The sequence below is a fragment of the Hyalangium sp. genome (genome assembly GCF_035629615.1).
Classification (GTDB): domain Bacteria; phylum Myxococcota; class Myxococcia; order Myxococcales; family Myxococcaceae; genus Hyalangium.
In genome coordinates this window covers 1-6,572 of the sequence record NZ_DASPHO010000520.1, presented here as the reverse complement: position 1 = coordinate 6,572, position 6,572 = coordinate 1, and the positions used below count along the sequence as shown (strand labels likewise).

Genomic DNA, 6,572 nt, shown 5'->3' with positions numbered 1-6,572 from the left:
TGGCCACCGCGGCGGATACGCGCCGCCCCCAGCTTCAGGGGCGCCCCTCTCACCAGCGCCTGGGGGGCAGCCGGAGCGTGGAAGGGAGTGAGCGCCAGTCCGTCTGCGCCGGCCTGGACGGCGTAGGTGCCATGGCTCCCGCTCCAGCGCCCGTCGGCCCCCGGGTGGAACGCGAAGTGTACCTGTCGCATGGCGCGCTTCAGGTCGATGGAGGGCGCCGAGGCATCGTTCCGCGGAGCGCCATTCGCGGACAGGCTGCAGAGGACGGCACAGGCACTGCACAACAGCATCCAGGCTTTCAAAGGAGGCTCCACGCTCGAGAGGAGGGCGCGGGACTGTCGCAAACGGGAATGACATAGGTCAACCAGTCCCGCCGCGTTCTTCCTACCCCCCAGGTGGCTTCTCCGGCCCCATCTATCTAGGTCGTGGGGCCTCCTGTGGGGTGCGTAGGGACTGCGGGGGCTTGGGAAGACGCGTCTGGGGCCGCTGCGGAACCGGGCGGGTCGTGAGGAGGCAGCAGGAAGGAGCCGGGCTGTCTCATTCAGCATCGCGGCGAGGAAGTCGGGTTGCCCGACGGTCTCAGGCCCCAGGCCCCAGGCTGCATGCGGCGAAGACGAGCGAGCCGAAGGCAAGGGTGACATGTCGCACGTCCAGGGGCAGGCCAAAGAAGTGCCCCACGCCTGGAGCCACCGCCAGCAGGACGCCCAGGATCACGCTGCCGCCCACGCCGGCCGAGTGCCGTTGCACCGCCTCTGCGAGCCTGCGCGCCCAGGCCTCGCCGAGCAGCCGCCGCAGCGTTACGAAGGCGGGACACCGTCCCGGCGAGGACCAGCGACACGAGCGTGAGTCGATACCAACGAGCCAGTGGACCCATTCCCCGAGGATGCCAGACCTCCTCTGTCCATCCAGGGGCTTGCCAGCAGAGGCTCCTCTTGGCGGATCCACACCCCCTTCGTTAAAATCATACATGTTTCAAATTCCGGGCTTCAGAGTCCTCGGCACGTACAAGTCTACCGGCTCCGCAACCCTTTTTCACTCGGTGCGGGAAGTCGATGGCCTTCCAGGCCTCCTCAAGACCCCGATGGTGCCTTCCCCGCACGATCGCGAGCGCTACCGCCGCGAGTTCGCCATCCTCCAGCGCCTCCGGGAAGTGGAGGGCGTCCCCATGGCTCATGCCTGCGAGCCCGAACGCCCGGCCCTCTTCATCGAGCAGGTGGAGGGAACACCCCTGTCCGAGCTCGTCGGCCAGCCGCTGGACGTCCTCCAGTTCCTCGACCTGGCTGTCTCGCTCACCTCGAGCCTCGCGGAGATCCACCGTCACGGCGTCATCCACAAGGATCTCAAGCCCTCCAACATCATCATCACTCCCCAGGGTGAGGCGTGCATCATCGACTTCGGCACCGCCACCCTCCAGCGCGTCGAGCGCGTGGATGCTGCGCCCTCCTCCCTCATCGAAGGCACGCTGCCCTACATGTCCCCCGAGCAGACCGGGCGCATGAACCGCTCGGTGGACTACCGCACCGACTTCTATTCGCTGGGGGTGACCTTCTACGAGATGTTGACCGGCGCTCGACCCTTCCAAGGGCGTGATGCGCTCGAGTGGTTCCACGCGCACCTGGCCCAGAGCCCCAAGCCACCCCACGAGCTCGTCCCGGCCATTGCTCCCGTCCTCTCCTCTCTCGTGCTCAAGCTGCTGGCCAAGGTGGCCGAGGAGCGCTACCTCAGCGCCGAGGGCCTACGGGCCGATCTCGAGCGGTGCCGGGAGAGCCTGCGCCGAGGCGAGCGCGAGCTGTTCCCCTTGGGCACGCACGACTTCCCCACCCACTTCCAGTTGCCTCAGCAACTCTACGGGCGCAAGGCCCACGTCTCCGCCCTGCTCCAGGGCTTCGAGCGCGCCCTCCGGGGTGGCGAACCGGAGCTGTTCCTGGTGCGCGGCTACTCCGGCATCGGCAAGTCCTCGGTGGTGAACGAGCTGCACAAGCCGGTGGTGCAGCGGCGCGGCTTGTTCCTGAGCGGCAAGTTCGATCAGTTCCAGCGAGACATCCCCTACGCCACCCTGGCCCAGGCCATCCGCGGGCTGGTGCAGCAGCTGCTCGCAGGCTCCGATGAGGAGCTGGCACGCTGGCGCGAGCGCCTGCGGGAAGCCTGGCAGGACGACGGCCAGGTCTTGGTGGATGTCATCCCCCAGCTGGAGCTCGTCGCAGGCCGGCAACCCGCGGTGCAACCCCTCCCCCCGGCCGAGTCGCAGCACCGCTTCAACCGCGTGTTCCGAAGGTTCCTGGGCGTCTTCGCCACCGCCAAGCACCCCCTCGTCATATTCCTGGATGACGTGCAGTGGGCGGACCTGGCCACCCTCCAGCTCCTCCAGCACCTGCTCTCCCTGGAGAATGCGTCCCCGGTGCTGTGGCTGGTGGCCTACCGCGACAACGAGGTCAGCCCTTCCCACCCGCTGGTGGCCACGGTGGAGGCGGTCCGCAAGGCCGGGGCCAAGGTGACGGAGCTCCAGCTCGAGCCGCTGAGCCTGGAGCATGTCCAACACCTCGTCGCCGACTCGCTCCCAGGAGCGGGCAGCGACGTCATCGAACCCCTCTCGGCACTGGTGCTCGAGAAGACCGGCGGCAACCCCTTCTTCCTGCTCCAGATGATGGTCACTCTGCACCAAGACGGCCTGCTGCTGCGCACCTCCGCGGGAGGATGGCAGTGGGATGGCGAGGGTGTCCGAGCCAAGGGCTACTCCGACAACGTGGTGGACTTCCTGGTGGGCAAGCTGCGCCAGCTGCCCTCTGAGGCCCAGCACCTGCTGCGGCTGGCCGCGTGCGTGGGCAATCCCTTCTCACTCCCGATGCTGGCCACCCTCTCCGGCCGGGGAGAGGTGGGCCAGGTGGAGCAAGCGCTCGAGCCGGTGCTCCAGGAAGGCCTGCTGGTGCGCAGTGGCCCGGAGCAGTACCGCTTCCTCCACGACCGCATCCAACATGCGGCCCATGCCCTCCTCTCCCCGGAGGAGCTTCCCGCCCTTCACCTGCGCATCGGCCGCCTGCTCTTGGAGCGCCTCTCTGTCGAAGAGATCCGCGAGCAACTCTTCGACGTGGTGAGCCACCTCAACGCAGGGGCGAGCCTGATGGAGAGCCCCGCAGAGCGCCTGCGCGCCGCACGGCTCAACGTGGAGGCCGGTACGAGGGCCAAGGCTTCCATTGCGCACCAGTCGGCCATCGCCTACTTCAAGCGGGCCGTTGAGCTGCTCCCGAGCGACGCTTGGGAGACGGAGTACGCGCTGACCTTCAAGCTGCGGTTGGATCAGGCCACCTGCGAGCTCGTCAGCGGCCACTTCGCCGATGCGCGCTCCCGGGTGGAGGAGCTCCAACCCCGGGCGCGCACCCGCCCGGACATGGCAGTCGTCTATTGCTTGAAGAGCGATCTCTACCTCGTGACGGGCGCGGTACAACTCGCCATCGACTGTCTGCTGGAGTTCCTGGCCAGCCTGAGCATGCCGATCTCCTCGCATCCCTCTTGGGAGGAGGTGGTGGCCGCCCATGAGGAGGTGTGGGCCCTGCTGGGGGAGCGCCCCATCGAGAGCCTCGTCGACCTTCCGCTCATGACCGACCCGGACATGAAGGCAGTCATGGATGTCATCGCGAGCCTGAACCGGTCGACATTCTTCGCGGACCACAACCTGTACACCCTCCTGGTGTGTCGGGCGGTCGCCCTCTCCCTCCAGCATGGCAACAGCGGCATCTCCACGCACGTGTATGCCTTGTTCGGAGGCGTGACCGGGTGGTTCTTCAAGCGGTACCGGGAGGGCTATGCCTTTGGCCTTCTCGCCCAGGAGCTCATCGAGCACCACCGCTTGACTGCCGCCCGCGGGGTGGTGCTCTTTGCCCGGGCGGTGCTCCACCTCTGGACCCAGCCCATGTCCGCGGCCTTGGAGCTCACCCGGAGTGCCTTCCAGGCTCTTGTCGAGGCGGGTGACTCCATCATGGCCTGCTACCCCAGCTACTGTATCGTCAGGGACCGTCTCTGCCTGGGGCATCCACTGGAGGAGGTCTACCGGGAGAGCGTCGCTCAGCAAGACTTCGTCGGGAAGCCAGGCTTCAGGGACATGCGGGAGCTGATCTCCGTCGCTCAGCGCTACGTGCAGCAGATGCGTGGGCTCTCGCGCTCGTTCGACACACTCAACGGTGAGGGCTTCGGTGAGGAGGCCTTCGAGGCCGGGCTGACAGCGGAGCGTTCGGGCCTCGTGCATTGCTGGTACTGGATCCTGAGAATGCAGTCGCGCTTCATGTGCGGCGCGTACGAGCAGGCCCGCGAGGCGGGAGCCAGGGCGGCTGGGTTCCTCTCGTCCGCGTATGGCTCTTCCCTGGCTTCAGACTACCGCCTCTACCACGCGTTGACGCTGGCCGCCTGTTACGCGGACGCGGCACCGGAGCAGCAGCGGGAGTACCTCGAGGCGATGCAGCAGCACCAGCAGCAGCTCGCGGAGTGGGCGACACACTGCCCCCAGAACTTCCGCGCCCTGGAGCGGATGGTCTCCGCGGAGCTGGCCCGCCTCCTGGGACATGGGGACGAGGCCACCTGCGCTTATGAGGAGGCCCTTCAGTCGGCCCAGGAGAATGGCTTCATCCAGCACGTGGCCCTCGCCAATGAGCTCGCCGCCAGGTTCTGGAGTACGCGGCGCGCTCCCTCCATCTTCAAGGCCTTTGCACGCGCCGCCCGAGAGGCGTACCGGCAGTGGGGCGCCACCGGCAAGGTCCAGCACCTGGACTCCCAATGGCCTGGCCTCGCGTCCTCGCAGGAGTCCAGCCCTGGCGGCCACACCACCAGCACGGACTCATCCCAGGTCGACGCGCTCACCGTCGTCAAGGCCCAGCAAGCCATCTCCCGCGAGATCGTCCTCGAGCGGCTGATGCTCACCCTGATGCAGGTGGCCATCGAGAATGCCGGTGCTCAGCGCGGCGCCCTGCTGCTGCCGCGCGGCGACACCCTCGCGGTGGTCGCCACCTCCGGCGACTTGCCGGACAGCTTCGTGGGCGCCTCGGCGCAGGGGGACACCCATGCCTTGCCCTGGTCCCTCATCACCTACGTCAAGCGCACCGGCGAGCATGTGCTCATCGGTGATGCCGCCACACCTCACCCTTTCTCCTCCGACGAGTACCTGGCGCGCAGCAAGGCACGCTCGGTGCTCTGCCTGCCCCTGCTACGCCAGGAGGAGTTCTACGGCGCGCTCTACCTGGAGAACAGCCTGGCCACCAACGCCTTCACCCCGGCCCGCCTCTCTCTGCTCGAGCACCTCGCCTCACAGGCCGTCATCTCTTTCGAGAACGCTCGGCTGTACGACGAAGTCCAGCGCGCCGAGGTGGCCCTGCGCCGCGCAAACGACGAGCTGGAGCGCCGCGTGGAGGAGCGCACGCGCGAGCTCAAGCAAGCCCAGGCCCGCCTCGTGAACACAGCCCGTGAGGTCGGCATGGCCGAGGTCGCCTCCAACGTGCTTCACAACGTCGGCAACGTCCTCACCAGCGCCGTCATCAACTTCGAGGCCATGCTCGCCCTGGTCAACTCCTCTCATGTGGAGGGCGTGCAGAAGACGGCGGCCATGCTGGAGCAGCACTTGGAGGACCTGGGGGACTTCCTCACTCGAGATCCGCGCGGCAGCCGGGTGCGCCACTACCTGTCGGCCTTGGGGGACACGCTGCTGCACGAGCAGGCAGACCTGCGGGAAGGCCTGGAGGCGATGGGCCAGCACATCGAGCACATCCGCGCCATCGTCCGCGTCCAACAGGACTATGCCAAGACGGCCCTGCTCATCGAGGAGTGCGATCTGGCACAGCTCATCGATGACGCGCTGCGCATCCAACTGGCCGCGCTCCAGCGCCACAGCATCTCCATCACGCGAGAGCTGTCACCCGCGCCCAGGGTCAGGGTGGACAAGCACAAGATCCTCCAGATCCTGCTCAACCTCATCACCAACGCCAAGGACGCCATGGACGAGGTCCCCGCGGGGCAGCGCACCCTGAGCGTGCGCCTGACCCACGAAGGACATTGGATACACATCCAGCTCGTGGACACGGGCGCGGGCTTCACCCCGGAGGTCCGCAAGCATCTCTTCTCGCACGGCTTCACCACGCGCAAGGAGGGTCACGGCTTCGGTCTGCACTCCTGCGCGCTGGCGGCACAGCTGCTCGGAGGACGCCTGACGCTGGAGAGCCAGGGCCCTGGCCACGGCGCCACAGCCACCTTGGAGCTCCCCTTCGCGTAAACGAACTTTGCGCTCGGGCCGCCAGTGGTCGATCTCTCCAGATCGAGTCTCGTCGATGCAGCGGATGGTGCGTAGGGCGTTGAGGATGAAGTACGGCTCCGACTGCTCGTCCACTCGTGCTGGGACGAGCGTAAGTGTTCACCGGCTCAGGCAGCTCTGCTCTGAGCATACTTGGGGATGAGCAGCGAAGGGCATGAACGGTACTACCCCCAGCCCCCAGTCAATGGGACCCGTAGGAGCACCAGACCACCAGCTCATTGAAGCTGAGCGTCGAGCGGACCCCGTTGACAGCGTGGAGGTTCGCGGAGAGCGCGAGCTGGTT

At 67.1% G+C, this 6,572-nt stretch carries 3 protein-coding genes; 1 reads left to right on the top strand and 2 read right to left on the bottom strand.

Annotated features, from left to right (window positions below; all coding sequences use genetic code 11):
* Together VD972_RS26505 and VD972_RS26500 are read right to left on the bottom strand one after the other, a co-directional pair.
* The coding region (locus VD972_RS26505) for a hypothetical protein (RefSeq protein WP_324991529.1) at positions 1-191 on the bottom strand (191 nt) is incomplete at its 3' end.
* A 388-nt stretch (positions 192-579) separates the two neighbouring features.
* Positions 580-969, bottom strand: a complete 390-nt coding sequence (locus VD972_RS26500; protein ID WP_324991528.1) for a hypothetical protein — start codon at positions 967-969, stop codon at positions 580-582.
* Between VD972_RS26500 and VD972_RS26495 the strand changes: the two genes are divergently transcribed.
* Positions 968-6,250: an ATP-binding sensor histidine kinase gene (locus tag VD972_RS26495; RefSeq protein WP_324991527.1), complete on the top strand. Its 5,283-nt coding sequence runs from the start codon at positions 968-970 to the stop codon at positions 6,248-6,250. The genes VD972_RS26500 and VD972_RS26495 overlap by 2 nt on opposite strands.
* The last annotated feature ends 322 nt before the right edge of the window (positions 6,251-6,572 follow it).

Coding starts and splice junctions, on each gene's coding strand:
- VD972_RS26495 (WP_324991527.1), top strand. CDS start 968: ATGTTTCAAATTCCGGGCTTCAGAGTCCTCGGCACGTACAAGTCTACC.
- VD972_RS26500 (WP_324991528.1), bottom strand. CDS start 969: ATGTATGATTTTAACGAAGGGGGTGTGGATCCGCCAAGAGGAGCCTCT.